Annotated in this window: 17 protein-coding genes; 10 read left to right on the top strand and 7 right to left on the bottom strand. The window is 74.4% G+C overall.

Annotated elements, in window-relative coordinates; translation table 11 throughout:
* Positions 1-1,221: an acetyl-CoA hydrolase/transferase family protein gene (locus tag JOE61_RS06150; RefSeq protein ID WP_193668956.1), complete on the top strand. Its 1,221-nt coding sequence runs from the start codon at positions 1-3 to the stop codon at positions 1,219-1,221.
* A gap of 18 nt (positions 1,222-1,239) precedes the next feature.
* Here the strand turns inward: JOE61_RS06150 and JOE61_RS06145 are convergent, their stop codons facing one another.
* From JOE61_RS06145 to JOE61_RS06125, 5 genes are all read right to left on the bottom strand, one after another.
* Positions 1,240-1,833 (bottom strand): hypothetical protein, encoded by a 594-nt coding sequence (locus JOE61_RS06145; protein ID WP_193668957.1) that lies wholly within the window; start codon positions 1,831-1,833, stop codon positions 1,240-1,242.
* A 134-nt stretch (positions 1,834-1,967) separates the two neighbouring features.
* Complete coding sequence (locus JOE61_RS06140) at positions 1,968-3,575, bottom strand: GAF domain-containing sensor histidine kinase (protein WP_193668958.1); 1,608 nt, start codon at positions 3,573-3,575, stop codon at positions 1,968-1,970.
* A 38-nt stretch (positions 3,576-3,613) separates the two neighbouring features.
* A complete protein-coding gene (locus tag JOE61_RS06135) occupies positions 3,614-4,054 on the bottom strand; it encodes a pyridoxamine 5'-phosphate oxidase family protein (RefSeq protein ID WP_193668959.1) in 441 nt (146 codons plus the stop codon).
* A gap of 85 nt (positions 4,055-4,139) precedes the next feature.
* A complete protein-coding gene (locus JOE61_RS06130; RefSeq protein ID WP_193668960.1) occupies positions 4,140-4,559 on the bottom strand; it encodes a YchJ family protein in 420 nt (139 codons plus the stop codon).
* Positions 4,556-5,398 (bottom strand): adenylate/guanylate cyclase domain-containing protein, encoded by an 843-nt coding sequence (locus JOE61_RS06125; RefSeq protein ID WP_193668961.1) that lies wholly within the window; start codon positions 5,396-5,398, stop codon positions 4,556-4,558. The genes JOE61_RS06130 and JOE61_RS06125 overlap by 4 nt, the downstream gene beginning before the upstream one ends.
* A gap of 115 nt (positions 5,399-5,513) precedes the next feature.
* Here JOE61_RS06125 and JOE61_RS06120 point away from each other — a divergent pair, with 115 nt between their 5' ends.
* Genes JOE61_RS06120 through JOE61_RS06110 form a run of 3 tightly spaced genes read left to right on the top strand, consistent with a single transcriptional unit; the run spans position 5,514 to position 9,994 of the window.
* Entirely contained in the window at positions 5,514-6,464 is a 951-nt protein-coding gene (locus JOE61_RS06120) for a universal stress protein (RefSeq protein WP_193668962.1), read from the top strand.
* A gap of 55 nt (positions 6,465-6,519) precedes the next feature.
* Positions 6,520-7,941: a sigma 54-interacting transcriptional regulator gene (locus tag JOE61_RS06115; RefSeq protein ID WP_193668963.1), complete on the top strand. Its 1,422-nt coding sequence runs from the start codon at positions 6,520-6,522 to the stop codon at positions 7,939-7,941.
* The gene (locus JOE61_RS06110) at positions 7,934-9,994 is read left to right on the top strand and encodes a vWA domain-containing protein (protein WP_193668964.1); all 2,061 of its coding nucleotides are present in this window, start codon (positions 7,934-7,936) and stop codon (positions 9,992-9,994) included. The genes JOE61_RS06115 and JOE61_RS06110 overlap by 8 nt, the downstream gene beginning before the upstream one ends.
* Before the next feature lie 19 nt (positions 9,995-10,013).
* Here the strand turns inward: JOE61_RS06110 and JOE61_RS06105 are convergent, their stop codons facing one another.
* Complete coding sequence (locus JOE61_RS06105; protein WP_307822839.1) at positions 10,014-10,382, bottom strand: DUF2695 domain-containing protein; 369 nt, start codon at positions 10,380-10,382, stop codon at positions 10,014-10,016.
* A gap of 287 nt (positions 10,383-10,669) precedes the next feature.
* On the opposite strand from JOE61_RS06105, the gene JOE61_RS06100 reads away from it, so the two are divergent.
* Both JOE61_RS06100 and folP read left to right on the top strand, forming a co-directional pair.
* The gene (locus JOE61_RS06100; protein WP_193668966.1) at positions 10,670-15,109 is read left to right on the top strand and encodes a DUF11 domain-containing protein; all 4,440 of its coding nucleotides are present in this window, start codon (positions 10,670-10,672) and stop codon (positions 15,107-15,109) included.
* 100 nt (positions 15,110-15,209) lie between these two features.
* On the top strand, positions 15,210-16,073 hold the full coding sequence (gene folP / locus JOE61_RS06095; RefSeq protein WP_307822837.1) for a dihydropteroate synthase: 864 nt from the start codon (positions 15,210-15,212) through the stop codon (positions 16,071-16,073).
* A gap of 25 nt (positions 16,074-16,098) precedes the next feature.
* On the opposite strand, the gene JOE61_RS06090 is transcribed toward folP, so the two are convergent.
* Complete coding sequence (locus JOE61_RS06090) at positions 16,099-16,968, bottom strand: cobalamin-binding protein (protein WP_193668967.1); 870 nt, start codon at positions 16,966-16,968, stop codon at positions 16,099-16,101.
* Between the two features lie 49 nt (positions 16,969-17,017).
* Between JOE61_RS06090 and JOE61_RS06085 the strand changes: the two genes are divergently transcribed.
* Genes JOE61_RS06085 through JOE61_RS06070 form a run of 4 tightly spaced genes read left to right on the top strand, consistent with a single transcriptional unit; the run spans position 17,018 to position 19,559 of the window.
* Positions 17,018-17,797: a sulfite exporter TauE/SafE family protein gene (locus tag JOE61_RS06085; protein ID WP_193668968.1), complete on the top strand. Its 780-nt coding sequence runs from the start codon at positions 17,018-17,020 to the stop codon at positions 17,795-17,797.
* The gene (locus tag JOE61_RS06080) at positions 17,794-18,426 is read left to right on the top strand and encodes a YigZ family protein (protein WP_193668969.1); all 633 of its coding nucleotides are present in this window, start codon (positions 17,794-17,796) and stop codon (positions 18,424-18,426) included. The genes JOE61_RS06085 and JOE61_RS06080 overlap by 4 nt, the downstream gene beginning before the upstream one ends.
* A 30-nt stretch (positions 18,427-18,456) precedes the next feature.
* On the top strand, positions 18,457-18,795 hold the full coding sequence (locus tag JOE61_RS06075; protein WP_193668970.1) for a pyridoxamine 5'-phosphate oxidase: 339 nt from the start codon (positions 18,457-18,459) through the stop codon (positions 18,793-18,795).
* Complete coding sequence (locus JOE61_RS06070) at positions 18,792-19,559, top strand: VOC family protein (RefSeq protein ID WP_193668971.1); 768 nt, start codon at positions 18,792-18,794, stop codon at positions 19,557-19,559. The genes JOE61_RS06075 and JOE61_RS06070 overlap by 4 nt, the downstream gene beginning before the upstream one ends.
* Positions 19,560-19,561 lie beyond the last annotated feature (2 nt).

The raw sequence follows: 19,561 nt of genomic DNA, 5'->3' as shown, positions 1-19,561 counted from the left end.
ATGCCACGCAGCGACCTGGCGGCGGTGCTGCGCGCGCTCCCGCCCGACCCCCGGGTCGTGGTGGCGGGCAACCACGCCACTCCGTGGCACACGCTGGGGCTCCTCGACTCGCTGCTGCCCAGCTACCGGCTGTGGATGCTCAACGCCCAGCAGGGCCTGCCCGACCGCGACGGCGTCACCCTCGAGACCTCTTTCGTCGGCCCCGGGATGCGCCGCAGCCCGCGGCTGGCCTACGTGCCCTCGCGGCTCTCGATGGTGCCCACGCTCTTCGCCTCGAGGGTGCCGCCCGACGCGGTCGTCCTGCACACGACCCCGCCCCGGCACGGCCGGGTCTCGATGGGCACCGAGGTCAACGTGCTGCCCGCCGCGGTCGAGCAGGTGCGTCGCCGTGGTGGCGTGGTGGTCGCGCAGGTCTCGCGGCACGTGCCGTGGACCTTCGGCGACTCCGAGCTCGACCTCGACCACGTCGACGTCGTCGTCGAGGCGGACGAGGCGCTGATGACCGCGCCGGAGGCACCTGTCGGGCCCGAGGCGGCGCGCATCGGCGAGCTGGTGGCTGCCCGCGTGCCCGACGGGGCCACGTTGCAGACCGGCATCGGCGCGGTGCCCGACGCGACGGTCAGCGGCCTGGTCGGGCGACGCGGACTGCGGGTGTGGAGCGAGATGTTCTCCGACTCGGTGCTGCGTCTCGAGCGGGCCGGGGCGCTGGAGCGCTCGGAGCCGATCACCGCGTCCTTCCTCTTCGGCTCCGAGGAGCTCCTGACCTGGGTCGACGGCAACGACCGGGTGCGGATGGCCCGCACGGAGGTCACCAACGACCCCGGGCGGATCGCCCGCAACCCCGCGATGACCAGCGTCAACACCGCCCTGCAGGTCGACCTCTTCGGCCAGGCGAACGCCTCGAGGATCGATGCGCGGATCCACTCGGGCTTCGGCGGCCAGACCGACTTCATCGTCGGGGCCATGCACAGCCCGGGCGGCCAGGCGGTGATTGCTCTGCGCTCCTGGCACCCCAAGGCCGACTGCTCGACGGTGGTGGCCATGGTCGACGAGCCGGTGACGTCGTTCCAGATGAGTGCGGTGGTCACCGAGCAGGGCGTCGCCGAGGTCTTCGGGCTGACCCAGCAGGAGCAGGCCCGCCAGCTGGTCGAGCACGCCGCCCACCCGCGGGTGCGCGAGGAGCTGCGCGAGGAGGCCCAGGCACTGGGCCTGGCGTGGTGACCGGGCCGGGGGCGGTCGTCAGCGCAGCACGGGCAGCCGGCGCACCAGCAGCACCTCGCGCCAGCGCCGGCCGAGCCCCCAGGTGTCGCCGGCGTGGAACGCCGCCAGCACCACCAGCGTCAGCCCACCCAGGAGGTGGTCGTCGAGCACCGGGTTGTTGGCCGGGGGCAGCGCCACGCTCCACATCAGCACGTAGAGCAGCGCGCCGCTCGCGGCTGCCAGGCGCATCCCGACGCCCAGGGTGAGCGCCACGCCGATGCCCAGCAGCCCGAGCATGAACAGGACGTCGGCCCAGACCGCGCCGGCGATGCCCTGGTAGAAGTCGGCGAACGGGCCGTCGGCACCGAAGGTCAAGAACCCCTCGGTGGGACTGCCGCCGTTGACCCAGGCCGCGTCGCCGAACCGGTCGACCTGTCCCTCGGGACCACGACCGGTGGCGAAGCCGAGCGCCAGCAGCTTGTCGAGGAAGGCCCACAGGAAGGTCAGGCCGAAACCGATCCGCAGCAGCGCCAGGGCGCGTGCTGCGACGGGGCCTCCGGACGCTGCCGCCGGGGCCGCCTGCGCGACTCGGTCGGCGCCGGGCTGCGGGTGACCGTGCTGGATCGTGCTCATGTGGTGTCTCCTGTCGTCGGAGGTCCCTCGGTGGACCCCTGCCCAGACTGGGGCCCCGGGACGACGCGGCGCAGGGGCCGGGTGTCCCGAGCCCCGGGCCCTTGGTCCCGAGCCTGCGGACTCGGTCCGGCCGCTCAGCCGACCGGCACGCTCCAGACGAACGACGTGCCGTGCGGCTCGCGGCGCGAGACCTCGCAGCTGCCGCCGAGCGCCGCCGCGCGACGCCGGGCGTTGCGCAGGCCGCTCTCGGCGAGCTGCTCGGGGATGCCGACCCCGTCGTCGTCGACGCGCAGCACCAGCGCCCGGTCACCGAGGCTGAGGTCGATCTCGGCCTGCTCGGCGAGGGCGTGGCGCGAGACGTTCGAGAGCGCCTCGCGCAGCACCGGCACCAGCTGCTCCCGCACCGCACCCGGCACCCCGGTGTCGAGCGGGCCCGCGGTGCGCACGACCGGGGTGAAGCCGAGCGCCGGGACGTACTCGCGCACCAGCGTGCGCACCTCCGAGCGCAGCGAGGCCCGCTCGCGGTGCTGCAGCTCGAAGATCGAGCCGCGGATGTCGCGGATCGTCAGGTCGAGGTCGGCCACCGCCTTGTCGAGCCGCCCGGCCATCTCGGGGCCGGCGAGCATCTGGGCGCCCTGCAGCTGCAGGCCCGTGGCGAAGAGCCGCTGGATCACCACGTCGTGCAGGTCGCGCGCGATCCGCTCGCGGTCGGAGATCACCGCCAGCTCGGCCCGCTCCTCCAGCGCCTGCGCCCGGTCGAGCGCCAGGGCTGCCTGGTCGGCGAAGGAGATCATCAGCTCACGCTCCTCGCCCTCGAGCGGGGCGGCCCCCTCGAAGAGGAGCACGAGCGCGGTGCGCTCGGCCAGGTGGGCTCGCAGCGGCAGCACCAGCGCGCGGTAGTGGCCGGCGTCGCCCTCCACCGGCTCGACGCCGTCGGCGAGCGCGACGAGGGAGTCCTCCACGACGCTGCGCAGGACGCCGCGGCCCTCCCCCTCGCGCCCGCCGTCGCGCCGGGTCTCGCGCAGGTCGGCCAGGGCTGCTGCCTGCGCCGCCTCCCCGGCCGGCACCGACAGGCTCACGACCGCGGCGGCGTCGGCCCGGGCCATCGAGGCGGCCGACCAGGCGATCTGCTCGAGTGCGGCTTCGCGGGCCACCGGCGGCTGCAGGGCGTCGCTGAGCTCGGCGCTGGCCTGCAGCCACTCGCGCCGCCGCTCGCTGAGTCCGTAGGCGCGCGCGTTGTCGATGACGAACCCGGCCGCCGAGGCGAGCGCCTCGACCAGGACCGTGTCGGCGTCGCTGAACTGGTCGGCGCCCTGCTTCTCAGTGAGGTAGAGGTTGCCGAAGACCGTGCCGCGGATCCGCACCGGCACGCCGAGGAAGGAGCGCATCGGCGGGTGGTTGGGCGGGAAGCCGTAGGAGGCCGGGTGCTCACCGAGGTCGGGCATCCGCAGCGGCTCGGGGTGCTCGATGAGCAGGCGCAGGATGCCGCGGCCCCGTGGTGGCGCGCCGATCTGCTCGCGCTGGTGCGGGTCGAGCCCCGAGGTGATGAACTCGCTGAGGTCGCCGTCGGGGCCCACGACCCCCAGGGCACCGAAGCGTGCCCCGGTGAGCTCGCGGGCCGACTCGACGATGCGGCTCAGCACGCTGGGCAGGTCGAGGTCGGAGGAGACCGCCACCACCGCGTCGAGCAGCGCCTGCGCGGAGCCGGCCAGCTCGGGGTGGCGCGGCGACGGGTCGGGCATGGAGCCATTGTCACAGGCCCGGGCGCGGGTGGGGAGACTCAGACCAGACGACGGGTGGGCAACGTGCTCACCGGGTCCCACCCGCTGCCCAGCCGGCGACCCGAGATCGTGGTCCACGCGATCGCGACGTAGAGCGAGCGCGTGCCCGAGGCCCACGGCCGGGGCTCCCACACCTTGCGCACCTGCTCGAGGTCCTCGGCGTCGCCCAGCACCTCGCTGCGCCCGCGCGCCACCACGCTCCAGCCCCGCTGCCGCTCGTGGTCGAAGCCGTCGACCTCGAAGGCGAGCACGGCCCCGCGCGCGTTGCTGCCCAGCACGGAGTACGGCGTCGTGCGCACCACGACCCGGCTGTCGACCACGGCGTAGTTCACCGGCACGATGTGCGGTCCGTCGGGTGTGGAGACCGCGACCCGTCCCACGATCCCTGCGCGCAGCAGGGCCTCGCACTCGCTCTCCGACAGCTCTGCTGACTCCAGCACGGTGACCTCACGACGGGACGGGGACCAGGACGACGTCCATCGTCACGCCGCCCCACGGGGCCCTACAGGGTCCTTGGTCCCGACGTCAGCCGCCGAAAGTGCCGTCGACGTAGACCCAGTGGCCCGCCCGCCGCTCGAAGCGGCTGCGCTCGCGCATCGTGCCGCTGCTCGCGACCCCGGCCGGGGAGGTGTCGCGGTGGTGGGCGGCGAACTCGACCCAGTCCTCGCCGTGGTCGAGCACCTCCAGCCCGGTCCACTCCCGGGCCGGGTCGAGCCCGTCCTCGAGCAGCCCGGCCGGGCGGGTGCGCGGGTGCCAGGTGCGGAAGAGGTGGTCGAGGTGGCCCAGCGCGAACGCGCTGTAGCGGCTGCGCATCAGCTCGACCGCCGTCTCCGCCCGCCGGGCTCCCCGGTGCAGCGGCCCGCAGCACGCGTCGTACGCCGCGCCGGTGCCGCAGGGGCACGGGCCGGCCCCCGCCGCGCCCAGCGCGTGCTGTCCGGTGCTCATGTCTCCACCACCAACCTCCACAGGGTGTGCTCGCCGGGCAGGCCCTTCAGCTCGACCTCGCCGGCCTCCTCGAAGCACATCCGCCGCTCGTCGGTGCCCTCGACCTGCAGGCGCACCGCGTCGGTCACCAGCACCTCCCCGCCGTCGGCGAGGTCGGCGACCCGGGCGGCCAGCGCCACGTTGCTCCCGAAGTAGTCGCCGTCGCGCGAGATCACCGGCCCGCAGTGCACGCCGATGCGCACCCTGACCTGGGTCAGGCGCAGCCGGGGGTCGAGCGTGCGGGCCAGGGACCGCTGGATGCCCCGGGCGGCCCGCACCGCCGAGTAGGGGTCGCGGAAGGCGACCATGAACCCGTCGCCGGCGCTCTTGACGACCTGGCCCCGGTGCCGCTCGACATGGGTGCGGACCACCTGGTCGTGCGCCTCGAGCACCTTGACCCAGGTGCGGTCGCCCAGCCGGTGGTTGAGGGTCGTGGAGCCCTCGATGTCGGAGAAGAGCAGGCTGACGGTGCCGTCGGCCGCGGCGACCTGCAGGATGTCGGGACGCTTCTCGAGGGCCCAGGCCTGCAGGTCCTCCAGCGAGGAGCCCAGCACGCCGGCGACGCCCTGGCGCCGCACCCGCGAGGCGGTCCCGACCACGGCCCGCAGCGCGCGCTCGGTCGGCGAGAGCGCGGGGGCGGGGCGCAGGGCGGCGTCGAGGTCGGCCTCGAGCTGGGCGAGCATCCGTCGCGACACGTCGAGCTCGCGGCGGGTGCGCACCAGCAGCACGCCGACGACGACGAGGGCGCTCGACAGCACCGCCACCAGCAGCACGGCTGCCACCCCTGTCGCCGTCTGCACCCCGGCAGCCTAGTGCGGTCCGGCTCCCGGCGCCCGGGTGCTCGGGACCAAGGTCCCGAGCCCGCACGACCACCGCCCCTGAGAAGCAGGGGCACGCCGGGCCCAGGGTGAGGGCATGGACACCGATCTCGAGAACTCCGACAGCCAGGGCAACCCCGACGCCGAGCCGGCGAGCGGCCCCACGGTCGCCGACCACCTCTCGTCCACCGGCGCCGTGGTGGTGGCCGTGGACGGCTCCGAGCACGCCGAGGAGGCACTCGCCTGGGCGGCCGAGCACGCGGCGCTGCACCACCGGCCGCTGGCCGTGGTCTCGGTCTGGGAGCCGGTGCCGAGCATGTGGCTCGACACCACCGGCATCAACCACACCGTGCTCTACGCCGAGCTCGCCTCGGCCGGCGCCGACCGCGTCGAGGCCGCCGCCGAGAAGGCGCGCTCGCTGCACCCCGGGCTCAGCGTCGAGACGGCGGTGGCTCGCGGCGACGTCCGCGGCGAGCTGCTGCGCCTCTCGCAGCACGCCTCGCTGCTGGTCCTCGGCTCCCGCGGGCGCGGGCCGCTGCGCTCGCTGCTGCTCGGCTCGGTCAGCGCCGCGGTCGCCCGCCACGCCCACAGCCCCGTCGTGGTCGTGCGTCCCGGCGGCAAGGGTGGTGGCGGCATCCTGGTGGGCGTCGACGGCACCGAGCGCTCGATGGGCGCCGTGACGGCCGCCTACGAGCAGGCGGCCGCGACCGGGCAGCGGCTCACGGTGCTGCACTGCTTCTGGGACGCCCGGGTCGCCTACGCCGGAGCGATGGTCGTCGACGAGACCGACGACGCCGCCGACGTGCGCGCCCTGGTCGCCGAGACGACCGCCGGCCTGGCCGAGAAGCACCCCGACGTGCAGGTCGAGGTGCGCATCGTGCGCGGCCTCGCCGACCAGGTGCTGGTGGCCGAGTCGAAGGACCGCGACCTGGTGGTGCTGGGCTACCACCGCCAGCACGCGCTGGGCGAGGCGCTCTTCCCGTCGGTGGTCACCTCGGTGCTCGAGCACGCGCACGGCGCGGTGATGGTGGTGCCGGCGCGCGACTGAGCCGGCGTCCGTCTCGCCGGACATCGAGGTTGGTGGGCGCAGTAGCGTGGTCGACGTGACCTCCGCCGAGACCGCGCCCGCCACCCCCCGGCCCACGATCGCCACGCTCGGTGAGCTGCGCGCGTCGGGCCACGAGCACCGGCCGCTGCGCACCGAGCTGCGCGACAACCTGCTGGCCCACCTGCGCGAGGGGCGCGACCCGTGGCCCGGCCTGCACGGCTTCGAGGACACCGTGGTGCCCCAGCTCGAGCGGGCCCTGATCGCCGGGCACGACGTGGTGCTGCTGGGCGAGCGCGGCCAGGGCAAGACCCGGCTGCTGCGCACGATGGTCGGCCTGCTCGACGAGTGGACCCCCGTGATCGCCGGCTCCGACCTGGGCGAGCACCCCTACGAGCCGATCACCGTGGCCTCGCGCCGCCGGGCCCTCGAGCTCGGCGACGACCTGCCGGTCGAGTGGCGCGCCCGCGAGGAGCGCTACGCCGAGAAGCTGGCCACCCCCGACACCTCGGTGGCCGACCTGATCGGGGACGTCGACCCGATGAAGGTGGCCGAGGGCCGCTCGCTCGGCGACCCCGAGACCATCCACTACGGGCTGGTGCCGCGCAGCCACCGCGGCATCGTGGCCATCAACGAGCTGCCCGACCTCGCCGAGCGGATCCAGGTCGCGATGCTCAACGTGATGGAGGAGCGCGACATCCAGGTCCGCGGCTACGTGCTGCGGCTGCCCCTCGACGTGCTCGTCGTGGCCAGCGCGAACCCCGAGGACTACACCAACCGCGGACGCATCATCACCCCGCTCAAGGACCGCTTCGGCGCCGAGATCCGCACCCACTACCCGACCGAGCTGCACGACGAGGTCGCGGTGATCCGCCAGGAGGCCGCCATCGACCCGGCCCTCGTCGACGTGCCCGACCACCTCGTCGAGATCCTGGCCCGCTTCACCCGCCACCTGCGCGAGTCGAGCTCGGTCGACCAGCGCTCGGGCGTCTCGGCCCGCTTCGCGATCGCCGGCGCCGAGACGATCGCGGCCGCCGCGCTGCACCGGGCCACCGCCCAGGGCGAGGAGGCCGCCGTGGCCCGTGTGGTCGACCTCGAGACCGCCGTCGACGTGCTGGGCGGCAAGATCGAGTTCGAGAGCGGCGAGGAGGGCCGCGAGGCCGAGATCCTCACCCACCTGCTGCGCACCGCGGTCGCCGAGACCGTGCGCGTGCACCTGCGCGGCCTCGACATGGGCGTGCTGGTCGACGCCCTCGAGGCCGGCCAGATGGTGACCACCGGTGAGCAGGTCACCGCCCGCGACTTCCTGGCCGGCCTGCCGGTGCTGGGGGAGTCGGAGCTCTACGACGACATCTGCGACCGGCTCGAGGCCACCACCGACGGGCACCGCGCCGGCGCGATCGAGCTGGCCCTGGAGGGGCTCTTCCTGGCCCGGCGGGTCAGCAAGGCTTCCGGGCGCGGTGAGAGCGTGTATGGCTGACATCTGGTCGCAGCGACGCGCGACGCGCTACGGCCGCTACGACGGCGGCCCCGACCCGCTCGCGCCCCCGGTCGACCTCGCCGAGGCGCTCGACGAGATCGGCGAGGACGTGATGGCCGGCTACAGCCCCGAGCGCGCGCTGCGCGAGCTGCTGCGCCGTGGGGCCGGCGACCGGGAGGGCCTCGACGACCTGGCCAGGCGGGTCGCCGAGCGGCGCCGCCGGCTGCTGGCCGAGCACGACCTCGACGGCACCCTCCAGGAGATCCGCGAGCTCCTCGACACCGCGGTGCTCGAGGAGCGCAAGCAGCTGGCCCGCGACGTCGCCATGGACGACGGCGACCGGGCGCTGCGCGAGATGCAGCTCGACAGCCTGCCGCCCAACCCCGCGGCCGCGGTGAGCGAGCTGGGCTCCTACGACTGGCAGAGCACGCAGGCACGCGAGGCCTACGAGCAGATCAAGGACCTGCTGGGCCGCGAGCTGCTCGACCAGCGCTTCCAGGGCATGAAGCAGGCCCTCGAGAACGCCACCGACGAGGACCGCGCCGCGATCGACGCGATGCTCTCGGACCTCAACGAGCTGCTCGAGAAGCGCGAGCGCGGCGAGGACACCCAGCAGGACTTCGACGAGTTCATGGCCGCGCACGGCCGGCACTTCCCCGAGCAGCCGCAGGACCTCGACGAGCTGCTCGACGCGATGGCCGCCCGGGCGGCGGCGGCCCAGCGGATGCTCGCCTCGATGAGCCCCGAGCAGCGCCAGCAGCTGATGGAGCTCTCGGCGCAGGCCTTCGGCTCACCGCAGCTGATGGAGTCGCTGGCACGCCTCGACTCCCACCTGCAGGCGCTGCGACCCGGCGAGGACTGGTCGGGCTCGGAGCAGATGGGCGGCGAGGGCGCCCAGGACGTCGGGCTCGGCGACGGCACCGGCGTCTTCCAGGACCTCGCCGAGCTCGACGCGCTCTCCGAGCAGCTCTCGCAGTCCTACGGCGGCGCCCGCATGGACGACCTCGACCTCGACGCGCTGGCCCGCCAGCTGGGCGACGACGCCGCGGTCAGCGCCGGCGAGCTGCAGCAGCTCGAGCGCGCCCTGCGCGACTCCGGCACCCTGCAGCGCGGCTCCGACGGCGCCCTGCGCCTGACCCCGAAGGCGATGCGCCAGCTCGGCCGCTCGCTGCTGCGCGACGTCGCCCAGCGGATGTCGGGCCGGCAGGGCCAGCGCGACATGGACCGCGCCGGCGCCGCGGGCGAGCGCTCGGGCGCCACCCGGGCCTGGGCGTACGGCGACACCGAGCCGTGGGACGTGACCCGCACCGTCACCAACGCGATCACCCGCACCGTGGGCGAGGGCGGCTCGCCGGCGGCGGGGGTGCGCCTGCAGGTCGACGACGTCGAGGTGCAGGAGACCGAGGCGCGCACCCAGGCGGCCGTCGCCCTCCTGGTCGACACGTCCTTCTCGATGGCCATGGACGGGCGCTGGGTCCCGATGAAGCGCACCGCGCTGGCGCTGCACACGCTGATCCGCAGCAGGTTCCGCGGCGACGCGCTGCAGCTGGTCGGCTTCGGGCGGCACGCCGAGGTGATGGAGATCGAGGAGCTCACCGCTCTCGACGCCCGGTGGGAGAAGGGCACCAACCTGCACCACGCGCTGCTGCTGGCCAACCGGCACTTCCGCAAGCACCCCAACGCCCAGCCGGTGCTGCTGGTGGTCACCGACGGCGAGCCGACCTCGCACCTCGAGGCCGGCGGCGAGGTCTTCTTCTCCTACCCGCCGCACCCGCTGACCGTCGCGCACGCCGTGCGCGAGCTCGACACCTCCATGCGCCTCGGCGCCCAGACGACGTTCTTCCGCCTCGGCGAGGACCCCGGCCTGGCCCGGTTCATCGAGCAGATGGCGCGCCGGGTCGACGGCCGCGTCGTGGCGCCCGAGCTCGACGACCTCGGCGCCGCCGTCGTGGGCTCCTACCTCGGCGGGCGCGCCGGCCGAGGGGGCGGTGGCGCGGCCCCGGGGTCGATGGGCGACTGGTTCGGCGGCCGCGGCTCCTGGGTCGGCGACTGACCCGGCCGCCACGACCCGCTCACCCCCGTCGGGCGCGCGGCCGGCGCTCCCAGTGCCGGCACGGCCGGCTGCTGGTGACCCCCACCCCGGCACAGCCGGGCCAGCGCTCGGGCTCCTCCAGCTCGTCGGTGTGCAGGTCGCGCACCATCACCTCGCGCACCGGGCGCAGGCCCTCGCGCACGACGGCGCAGTCGCAGCCGCCGAGCGCGAGCAGGCGGCGTACGAGGGAGTGGGCGGTGGGGGAGCGCAGGTCGCGGAAGCGCTCGGCCCAGCCCAGCGCAACCGGCGCCGCGTGGACGCAACCGTGGTCGCCCACGACCCGGCGCAGGTAGCAGGCCACGCACTCGTCGGGGTACGGCTCGGGCGCGTCGGGGTCGGTGGGCAGCACGGGAGCGGTTCTACCCGCCGGCACCGACGTGCGTGCCTCGCGACGACATCACCGGGTGCTCGCCGGGTCAACGGTTCGTGCACACGACGTGCACGTTGCGGCACGAGTGCACCGTTCGCCCCGGGGAGGCGCCGCGCCGGGGTGAGGATCGGTCCCGCGTCCGCCGGGAGGGCCGTGGCGCACCCGTTCACGAGGCGTCCGGCAGCGGACGCGGACAGCTGGGGGGCTGAGCAATGCCGACGACTTCTCGCGCGCACCACTCACGGACACGGCGGTGGACCACCTCGGTGGTCACCGCGGCGCTCGCCGGGGCCGGGCTGGCGCTGCTGCCCGCGGCACCGGCGTCGGCCACGGTGTCGCCGTTCGTGTGCACCGACAACACCGTCTACACCGTCAAGGGCTCCAAGGGCTTCGACATCCGCAAGGTCAACAGCGTCACCGGGGCCAGCAGCGCCCACGGTGACTTCGACCCCGTCGACGACGACCACACCGTCAACGCCCTGGCGCTGCCCAAGGGGGGCGGCGACCACATCTGGGCGTTCGACCGCAAGGCCAACCAGGTCCTGCGCTTCGCCCGCACGCACACCACGAAGCGCTACGCCCTGTCCACCAACAGCAACGCGCGCGACGTCGTCGCCGGTGCGATCAACCCGGCGACCGGCATCTACTACTACGCGGCCGGCGGCAGCACCTGGACCGTCTACGCCTTCAACACCGTCACGGAGCAGGCCATCGGCCAGGTCGCCACCATCGCCGGGACCGGTCTGGGCGGCAACGGCGACTTCGCCTTCGACGGCTCCGGCACCCTGTGGGTCGTCAGCAACGACGGGTACACCGACGCGGGCACCCTGGCCCGGGTCAACGAGGCACTGCCCACCACGACCGGCGCGGTGGCGCTGTCGACGAGCACGCTCACCGCCACCCTCGCCAACGCCGGGCAGTACCACTCGATGGCCTTCGACTCCTCCGGCAACCTGGTGATCGGCACCAGCGCCGAGGTGGTCGCCCGGGTCAACCCCGCCTCCGGGGCGCTGGTGGGCTCCCCGTCGTCCGTCAGCTTCGACTTCTCCGACCTGGCCTCCTGCGCGCTGCCCAGCACCGGGAAGGCCCGCGTCGACCTGCCGCAGGGCCGCTACGCCGGCACCGACCAGTTCAAGGTCGAGCTCAGCGGCGGCGGGCTGGCCGCGCCGGTGAGCGGCACCACCGCGGGCGCCGACACCGGCCTGCAGGACCAGGGCGCCGAGGTGGCCGGGCCGGCCGTGCTCGTGCCCTCGCAGACCTACACCGTCAAGCAGACCGCGGTCGGCACCACGGCCCTGACCGACTACACGAGCACCTGGAGGTGCCTCGACTCGGCGGGTGCCACCCTGGCCCAGGGGACGGGCAGCAGCGGGACCTTCACGATGCCCGGGGCCAGCGGCGCCGCGATCACCTGCACCTTCACGAACCTGCCGGTCAAGCCGGCCATCAGCCTCGTCAAGAGCGCGTCGACGATCAACGACCTCGACGGCAACGGGCCCGACGCCGGCGACACCATCACCTTCGGCTTCACGGTCGAGAACGACGGCAACAGCAGCCTCGACCCGGTCACCGTGCACGACCCGCGGCTCAGCGGCGCCTCACCCAACGTGGTCTGCCCCACCGGGTCGCTCGCGGCGGGCGCCTCGCGCACCTGCACCGCGCGCACCTACACGCTGAGCCAGGCCGACGTCGACGCCGGCCTGGTCGCCAACACCGCCACCGCCACCGGCAAGGCGCCCAGCGGCCGCACCGTCACCGCCCCGAGCTCGACCAGCACCCCGGTGGGAGCGGCCCCGGCGGTCAAGCTGACCAAGAAGGCCACCTACCAGGACGTCGCCCCCACCGGGGCGAGCGCCGGCGACAGGATCGTCTACGACTTCACCGTCAAGAACACCGGCAACACGACGCTCTCGTCCCTGACGCTGGTCGACCCGCTCCTGGGCGGTCCGGTCACCTGCGCCACCACGACGTTGGCCCCTGCGGCCAGCACCACCTGCACCACCACGACGTACGTCGTCCAGCAGTCCGACGTCAACGCCGGCAAGGTCGACAACACCGCGACCGTGACCGGCACCTCGCCGAAGGGCTCGAAGGTCAGCGACCCCAGCTCCACCAGCACCCCGCTGGACGCCGAGCCGCGCATCGCGCTCGACAAGAGCGCCGGCCCGGTCGTCGACAAGGACGGCAACGGCCCGGACGCCGGTGACACGATCACCTACTCCTTCGAGGTCACCAACTCCGGCGCCGTGACCCTCGACCCGGTCACGGTCGCCGACCCCAAGCTGGGCGCCATCACCTGCCCGGCGGGCGCGCTGGCGCCCGGGGCGAAGGTGTCGTGCTCCGACAAGACCTACGTGCTCACCCAGGCCGACGTCGACGGGGGCATGGTCGACAACGTCGCCACCGCCACCGGCACCGCCCCGGGCGGCGCCAAGGTCCACGACGACGACGACACCAGCACCTCGGTGGTCGGTACCCCGGGCGTCCGGCTGGTCAAGAGCGCCGGACCGGTCGTGGACGAGGACGGCAACGGCCCGGACGCCGGTGACACGGTCGCCTACTCCTTCGAGGTCACCAACACCGGCACCGTGACGCTGGCCCCGGTCACCGTGCACGACCCGCGCCTGGGTGGCCCGGCTCCCAACGTGACCTGCCCCGGCGGCGCACTCGCGCCCGGCGCGTCCCGCTCCTGCACCGACGCGACGTACCCGCTGACCCAGGGCGACGTCGACGCCGGTGAGGTCACCAACCGGGCGACCGTGACCGGCACCCCGCCGAGCGGTCCCCAGGTCACCGACGACGACACCGTCACCACCCCCGTCGCAGCGACCCCGCGGATCCGCCTCGACAAGACCGCCTCGGTGATCGACGACCTCGACAGCAACGGGCCCGACGCGGGCGACACCGTCACCTTCGGCTTCGAGGTCACCAACACCGGCCCGGTCGCCCTCGACCCGGTCACCGTGCACGACCCGCTCTTCGGTGGTGCCGCGCCCAACACGACGTGCCCCGCCGGTGCGCTGGCGGCCGGCGCCTCCGTCACCTGCACGACCCGCGCCTACACGCTCACGCAGGCCGACGTCGACACCGGTCGCATCGACAACACCGCGACCGCCACCGGCACGGCGCCCTCGGGCCGCACCGTCGACGACAGCGACTCGACCAGCACGCCGATCGTGCCCGTCGTCGTCGAGGACGCCGACCTGGTGCTCACCAAGGACGTCGACAAGGCCTCGCCGCAGGCCGGCGACACCGTCACCTACACCCTCGCCGTGCGCAACACGGGCGCCGGGGACGCACAGGACGTCGAGCTCACCGACGTGCTGCCCTCCGGCGTCACCTTCGTCTCCGCCAGCGCGCCCTGCACCCAGGCCGGCGGCACCGTGACCTGCGCGTGGGACACCCTGGCGCCCGGGGAGGAGCGCAGCGTCAGCATCAAGGCCACCGTCAAGGCGCTGCCCGCCGGCGGCGGCGACCACCAGCACCTCGTCGACGTGCAGAAGGCGGAGGTGCACCTCGACCTCGAGCCCGGCCAGCGGCGCACCCTCGCCGTGACCTGCCCGTCGGGCTACCTGGCCACCGACGGCTCGGGTCGCGTCGACCACGTCGACCAGGGCACCGGCACCCTCGCCTCGGTCGGGGTGCTGAGCAGCCGGGCCACCGGCCTCGACACGTGGGAGGTCGAGGCGGTCAACGACGCCACCGGCCGCGCCCAGGCCAAGGTCTTCGCGGTCTGCGTGCAGACGCCGACCCTCACCGAGGCCGGCCACCACCACCCGCTGCAGGTCGGCTCGGAGCTCACCGCGACCGTCGACCTGTCCGCGGGCGCCGACTCGACCACCCTGCAGTGCGACCCGGGCGCGCGCCCGGTGCAGCCGGGGTGGTCGCTCGACGGCCGCGCGACGAGCCTGACGTCGTACCCCGCGGGCACCACGGGCTGGACCTTCGGGTTCGACCCCGACGGCGCCACCTCGGCCGACGTCTCGATCCGCTGTCTCGACGAGGAGGTCGGTGCGGCGTCCGGCCACACCCACCCGCTCGTGCTGGGTGAGGTCCGCGAGAGCGTGACCGTGCAGCCCGGGGAAGTGCGCGAGGTGACCCTGTCGTGCACCGGCGACGCCAAGGGCGTCGTGGCCGGCTGGGACCTCGACCCCGGCCTGGTCAACCTCGGCAACGACCCGCGTCCGGTGGTGCGGGTGTTCAAGCTCCTCAACCCGACCGCGTCCCCGCTGCAGGCCGACCTGTGGCTGCTGTGCCTCTCGACCCGCACCCAGGGCGGTGACACCCCGGCCGACGTCACCAACACCGGACGCGTGACCACCGCGTCGGTCGAGACCAGCACGGCCGACAACGTCGACAGCGCGACGTTCACGGTGCGGCCCGGCACGTCGGTCGCGACGCCCACCAGCGGCAAGGTCGTCGTCACCGGGACCAAGGTCGCCGCCCAGGTGGCCTGCACCTCGGCCACCGACGGCTGCGCGGGCACCGCGACGCTGGTGGCGCTGAAGACGCAGAAGCTGGGGGGCACGAAGGTCCGCAAGGGCACCACCCTGGCGACCAGCCGCTACAGCGTGGGCGCCGACAGCACCGGCAAGGTGGTGCTCAAGGCCACCAAGAAGGGCAGGAAGGCGCTGCGCTCGAAGAAGGTCCGCAAGGCGCGGCTCTCGATGGGCGGCACCACCCGCACCGTGACGCTGCGTCGCTGACGACGCTGACGACGCTGACGACGCTGACGACGCTGACGACGCCGACCCGGCCGGTGTGCACCGGCCGGGTCGGCGTGGAGCCGTCTGCTAGACACCTGGTGTGACCCTCGAGCTCGGCCGCCACAGCTTCGCCGACGACCAGACGCTGATGATGGCGATCGTCAACCGCACGCCCGACTCGTTCTACGACAAGGGCGCCACCTGGGCCGAGGACAAGGCCTTCGAGCGGGTCGCTGCCGTGGTGGCGCAGGGCGCCGAGGTCGTCGACATCGGGGGCATCAAGGCCGCCCCCGGCGCCGAGATCGACGCGGCCGAGGAGAAGAGCCGGGTGGTCGACTTCGTGGCCCGGGTCCGCGAGAACTTCCCGGACCTGGTGATCTCGGTCGACACCTGGCGCGCCGAGGTGGGCGACGCGGTGTGCCGCGCCGGCGCCGACGTGCTCAACGACGCCTGGGGCGGGGCCGACCCCGAGCTGGTCGACGTCGCCGCCGCCCACGACGCCGCGATCATCTGCACCCACACCGGCGGGGCGACCCCGCGGACCCGGCCCTACCGCGTCGAGTACGACGACGTCGTGGCCGCCGCGATCGCCGACACCACGGCGTACGCCGACCGGGCGGTGGCGGCGGGTGTCGACCCGCGCAGCGTGGTGATCGACCCGGCGCACGACTTCGGCAAGAACACCTTCCACTCCCTCGAGCTGACCCGTCGTCTCGGCGAGATGGTGGCGACCGGACGCCCGGTGCTGGTCTCGCTGAGCAACAAGGACTTCGTGGGCGAGTCGCTCGACCTGCCCGTGGGCGAGCGGCTCACGGGCACCCTGGCCGCCACCGCGGTGTGCGCGCTGGCCGGGGCCCGGATCTACCGGGTGCACGAGGTGGTCGAGACACGGCAGACCGTCGACATGGTCGACGTGATCGCCGGTCGGCTGCTCCCGGCCCGCGCGATCCGCGGGCTGCAGTAGGCCGCTCGGCCCCGACGGGGGCCGCTCAGCCGAGGAGCCCGTGCACCTCCAGGGCCGAGCGCAGGTCGGCGACCCCGTCGACGACGCGCGGGCCGGGGCGGGCCCAGTGGCCGTTGGCGTCGACGGCGTGCACCGGCACGCCGGGCGGCAGCAGCCCCGCCGCCACCAGCCGGTCGGCCTGCTCCTGGGCGGCGGCCCGGTCGTAGCCGCAGGGCGCGACGACGACCAGGTCGGGGCGCGCGGCGTGCACGTCGTCCCAGGTCACCCGCACCGACTTCGCCCCGGCGGTGCCGAGCGCGCACTCGCCCCCGGCGGCCTCGACCATCTCGGGGATCCAGTGCCCCGGGGCGTACGGCGGGTCGGTCCACTCCAGCACCACGACCCGCGGGCGGCGCTGCCCGGTCGGCGGGGTCGCCGCCTGCTCGACGAGGGTCTCGAGCGGGGCGGCCAGGCGGGAGGCGTCGTCGGGCCGCCCCACGGCCGCCCCGATGCGCAGCACGCTGTCGCGGATCTCGGCGAGGGTGTGCGGGTCGAAGGAGAGGACCTCGGCCCGGCAGCCGAGGTGGTCGAGCGCCTCGTCGACCGAGCCGACGTCGATCGCGCAGACCGCGCACAGGTCCTGGGTCAGCACCAGGTCGGGGTCGAGGTCGGCCAGGGCTCCCGCGTCGAGGCGGTAGAGGTCCTCGCCGGCGGCGGCCGCGCGAGCGACGTACGCATCGATCCCGGCGGGGTCCAGGCCCTCGGGCATGGTCGTCGACGACACGATGCGGCGCTCGCGTGCCTGGGCGGGGTGGTCGCACTCGAAGGTCACGCCGACCACGTCGTCGCCGGCGCCGAGGCCGAAGAGGATCTCGGTGGTCGAGGGCAGGAGGGAGACGATCCGCTGTGGCCGCATGGAGGACACCGTAGGCGGGCCGGCCAGGAGGCGGGCCTAGGGTCGCGGTGTGGAGGATCCGACCCTGACCGTGCTGCTCCTGCTGGGGCTCGCCGCGCTCGTCGCCGGCTTCGTCGACGCGGTCGTCGGCGGCGGCGGGCTGATCCAGCTGCCGGCGCTGCTGGTGGGGCTGCCCGGCGCCAGCCCGGTGCAGATCCTGGCCACCAACAAGCTCGGCTCGATCTGCGGCACGAGCGTCAGCAGCGTGACGTTCTACCGGCGGGTGCGCCCCGATCCACGCACCTTCGGCCCGTTGATGCTCACCGCGTTCCTCGGCTCCGCGGGGGGCGCGGCGGTGGCGAGTCTGATCCCGCGCGAGGCGTTCGAGCCGATCGTGCTGGCGGTGCTGGTGCTCGTGGGCGCCTACGTGCTGTTCAAGCCCAGCCTGGGCCAGGTGACCGCGCTGCGCTTCGCCGGACGCCGCCACACCGGGGCGACGATGGGCACGGGCTTCGCCATCGGCTTCTACGACGGCGCCCTGGGCCCCGGCACCGGCTCCTTCTTCGTCTTCGCGCTGGTGGGGTTGTTGGGCTACGGCTTCCTCGAGGCCTCGGCCAAGTCGAAGATGGCCAACTGGGCCACCAACCTCGCCGCCCTGGTCGTCTTCATCCCGCAGGGCGCGGTGCTGTGGAAGGTCGGGCTGCTGATGGGCCTGGCCAACCTCGTCGGCGGGTACGTCGGCGCCCGCACCGCCGTGGCCAAGGGGTCGCGGTTCGTGCGGGTGTTCTTCATCGCCGTGGTGGCGGCGTTCGTGGTCAAGATCGGCGGCGACGTGACGGGGCTGTGGTGAGCGAGCAGGCGTCGTACCTCGTGGTGGGCCGTGACGCGGAGGTGGAGATCGAGGTGAGGCGCTCGCGGTTCCTGGCCACCGTCGCGCGGGTCGCGAGCGAGGACGAGGCCAGGGCGGTGGTCGAGCGGCTGCGCAAGCGCCACCACGACGCGCGCCACCACTGCTCCGCGATGGTCGTGGGGCCGCCGCCGGTGCCGGTGCAGCGCTCCTCCGACGACGGCGAGCCGGCGGGCACCGCGGGGGCGCCCATGCTCGAGGTGCTGCGCGGGGCCGGGCTCAGCGACACCGTCGCGGTGGTCACGCGGTGGTTCGGCGGCACGCTGCTGGGCGCCGGCGGGCTGGTGCGGGCGTACGGCGACGCGTTGCGCGCCGCGCTCGAGGTGGCCGGCACGCGCGAGCGGCGGCTGCTGCGCGAGCTCGGGCTCGAGGTCGACCACGCCGAGGCCGGCCGGGTCGAGGGCGAGCTGCGGGCGCGTGGCGTGGACGTGCTCGACGCGCGGTGGGGTGCGAGCGTGCACCTGGTGCTGGGCGTCGCGCCGGCCGACGAGGAGGCGACCCGGGCGGTGCTGGCCGAGGTGACCGGGGGAGCGGGCGAACCGGTCGTGCTGGGTGAGCGCTGGACGGGCTGAGCAGGGCAGGCGAGCCCTAGGGTGGGGTGCATGAGCATCCCCGTGGCGGTGGCCGACCTGGGTGAGACGCTGGCGAGGTTCGGTGCCGGGTTCCTGCTGACGACCGACCCGTCGGTGCTGCCGGCGCGGGTCAAGGTGGTCTCGGTGCGACCGGTGCTCGACGACGACCTGCTCCTGCTGGGCTCGCCGGGGCGAGGGTCCCTGGCGAACGCTGCGGCGAACGAGACGGTGACGCTGCTGTTCCCGCCCTTGCAGGCCGACGACTTCTCCCTGATCGTCGACGGCACCGCCGAGGTGAGCGGCGACGGGCTGCGGGTGCGCCCCACCGGTGCGGTGCTGCACCGGCCCGCCGGCGGCGGGCCCGCATGAGCGGCGACCTGCCCGCGTCGAGCCCGCTGTGGATCAGCGCGTTCCTCGACCTCGCGGCCGAGGAGCTCGAGCGCGGCACCGCGTTCTGGGCGCAGGTCACCGGCACGACGCTGTCGACGGTGCGCGGCGAGCGGGCCGAGTTCACGACGCTGGTCCCGCCCGACGGCGACGACCACCTGCGGGTGCAGCGCCGCGACGAGGGGCCCTCGCGGGTCCACCTCGACCTGCACGTCGGCGACCAGGCGACCGCCGCGGAGCACGCCGAGCGGCTGGGGGCCGAGGTGGTGCACACGGCCGAGGAGGGGTACGTCGTGCTGCGCTCGCCGGGCGGGCTGACCTTCTGCTTCGTGGGCCACCCCGCGAGCAGGCGCAGCCGGCCCACCACGTGGCCGACCGGCCACCACTCGCAGGTCGACCAGCTCTCGGTCGACGTCCCGAGACGGCTGCTGGAGGCGGAGCTGGCGTTCTGGCGCGACCTGACGGGCTGGCGGCTGCGCCGCACGGCGTACGAGGAGTTCCACCTGCTCGAGGTGCCGGCCGGGCAGCCGCTGCAGGTGCTGGTGCAGCGCCTCGACGACGACGCGCCCGAGGTGTCGGTGCACCTCGACCTGACCACCGACGACGTGGGCGCCGAGCTCGCCCGCCACGTCGCTCTCGGGGCGCGGGTCGTGACCAGCCACGACCACTGGACGGTGATGGCCGACCCCGGCGGGCTGCGCTACTGCATCGCCGGCGACCCGCCCGACGACGACGTCCCGGCCTGAGC

The sequence above is a fragment of the Nocardioides salarius genome (assembly GCF_016907435.1).
GTDB classification, from domain to species: domain Bacteria; phylum Actinomycetota; class Actinomycetes; order Propionibacteriales; family Nocardioidaceae; genus Nocardioides; species Nocardioides salarius.
Note: the sequence above shows the minus strand (reverse complement) of the source record. Positions and strands in the feature narration are given on the sequence as shown.

What these genes read in the sequence shown, in the direction of transcription:
- JOE61_RS06120 (WP_193668962.1), top strand. Translation starts at nt 5,514, where the DNA reads ATGGACACCGATCTCGAGAACTCCGACAGCCAGGGCAACCCCGACGCC.
- JOE61_RS06150 (WP_193668956.1), top strand. Translation starts at nt 1, where the DNA reads ATGCCACGCAGCGACCTGGCGGCGGTGCTGCGCGCGCTCCCGCCCGAC.
- JOE61_RS06140 (WP_193668958.1), bottom strand. Translation starts at nt 3,575, where the DNA reads ATGCCCGACCCGTCGCCGCGCCACCCCGAGCTGGCCGGCTCCGCGCAG.
- JOE61_RS06075 (WP_193668970.1), top strand. Translation starts at nt 18,457, where the DNA reads ATGAGCATCCCCGTGGCGGTGGCCGACCTGGGTGAGACGCTGGCGAGG.
- JOE61_RS06070 (WP_193668971.1), top strand. Translation starts at nt 18,792, where the DNA reads ATGAGCGGCGACCTGCCCGCGTCGAGCCCGCTGTGGATCAGCGCGTTC.
- JOE61_RS06090 (WP_193668967.1), bottom strand. Translation starts at nt 16,968, where the DNA reads ATGCGGCCACAGCGGATCGTCTCCCTCCTGCCCTCGACCACCGAGATC.
- JOE61_RS06110 (WP_193668964.1), top strand. Translation starts at nt 7,934, where the DNA reads ATGGCTGACATCTGGTCGCAGCGACGCGCGACGCGCTACGGCCGCTAC.
- JOE61_RS06130 (WP_193668960.1), bottom strand. Translation starts at nt 4,559, where the DNA reads ATGAGCACCGGACAGCACGCGCTGGGCGCGGCGGGGGCCGGCCCGTGC.
- JOE61_RS06145 (WP_193668957.1), bottom strand. Translation starts at nt 1,833, where the DNA reads ATGAGCACGATCCAGCACGGTCACCCGCAGCCCGGCGCCGACCGAGTC.